Here is a 1,297-nt window from a genome sequence, read left to right as displayed (position 1 = left end):
GATGACCAAAGCGTGCGCACTTCACTGTATTTATATTTATTCCAAAACATTAACCGCGGGGTTGAAAATGTATCTGCATCGCCGTACACCTCTTCGCGTATTTCGAGTGGCCACTCTGGATAATTTTTGTGCTCTTTAGCCCATGGGTATTTAGCAACATCAACCTCTACTTGTGGTGAGCTTTGCGGTGAGGGCTCTGAGCAACCGCCTAACAATAAGCTAAAGCAAACGCTGAGGGCGCAAAGCACGTTGTGATTTTTTAAAAACGCCATTAAAACTATCCTTTTACTACATGCACTTATTTACGAGGTAATATAAATAAGTGCACTCATTAAAACTTGTATTATTGAGTCAAAGTACTCGTACTTACTCTTCTGCTATTTCTGCCACTTCAATCGAGAGTGTTAAATTACTGATAAGTAAACGGTGTATTTGTGCTACTGGAATTTTTTAAATTATCAACAAACTCTTTAGCCCATCCATTAGGGTTATTATTAGCAATGAGGCCAATGGACTCCTTTGGCGGGATAATAATAGGCCGTTGATTATTAGCCGTGTAGGCATGAAATGGCTGGCGCGTCTCTAGTGATTCATTGTTTATCGACGATAAAATACCAGCTTTATTTGTTTTTAATACAGTAGGCTTTTTTACATCATAAACAGCCGACTTAGACTGTTCAGCCACCACAAATCTATTTGCTATCGGTGTTAATTTGCCCACCGGTTTGTTATTCTCGACATATCCAGTTAGTAAATACACCAGTGGGCTTGCAGATCCTTTGCTTAGTTCATCCATATTAACTTCCTTGCATTGCCGAATTAGTAATTGCTATAGGATATATTGAGCCCATACCCCAAATATTATTCTCTTGCTCTAATGCTTCTGATTGTTCGCCTGTCACTATGTTTATTGTTCTTGTAATACGCTCGGAAAGGAACCACCCTTTCTCATTACGCTCAGGTAAATTGCGATTGGTATATTCCAGTTGATAATCTTCTTTATCAGAGAAAATAACGCCATTACCTTCCCCTATTTCTGAGTTCTTTATTTCCGGATTAGCAATATTCACCCAGTGAAAATGTGCTTTTGGTCTAACATGCGTCATAAACGCTAAATATTTGCCATCGGGTGAAATACGGTGGTTCTTCATTTCCCATTTACGTGGAAAATCAAAATTAACTTTGCGTACTATTTCACCATTAAACTTATGTATCCAAAAGCCATCGTGCTTTATCGCTAAAAACTCTTTATCACCAGGCAGTAAAAAAGCAGCGCCGCTATGATGAATTTGCGGTC

At 38.9% G+C, this 1,297-nt stretch carries 1 protein-coding gene and 2 pseudogenes; all 3 read right to left on the bottom strand.

Translation table 11 applies throughout. The features are described from left to right. A pseudogene (locus I6F45_RS21210) lies at window positions 1-272 on the bottom strand (hypothetical protein); the annotation flags it as partial. Between the two features lie 137 nt (window positions 273-409). Beyond that, window positions 410-796 (bottom strand): hypothetical protein, encoded by a 387-nt coding sequence (locus I6F45_RS21205; protein WP_197120245.1) that lies wholly within the window; start codon window positions 794-796, stop codon window positions 410-412. 1 nt (window position 797) lies between these two features. Then, window positions 798-1,297: pseudogene (locus tag I6F45_RS21200) on the bottom strand (hypothetical protein); the annotation flags it as partial.

Source organism: Pseudoalteromonas sp. SWYJZ19 (assembly GCF_015864375.1).
Lineage (GTDB): Bacteria > Pseudomonadota > Gammaproteobacteria > Enterobacterales > Alteromonadaceae > Pseudoalteromonas > Pseudoalteromonas arctica.
The sequence above is the reverse complement of the archived record's forward strand: the minus strand, read 5'-3'. Positions and strand labels throughout refer to the sequence as shown.

Excerpts from the sequence above, each read along its gene's own strand:
- I6F45_RS21205 (WP_197120245.1), bottom strand. The coding sequence starts at position 796 with ATGGATGAACTAAGCAAAGGATCTGCAAGCCCACTGGTGTATTTACTA.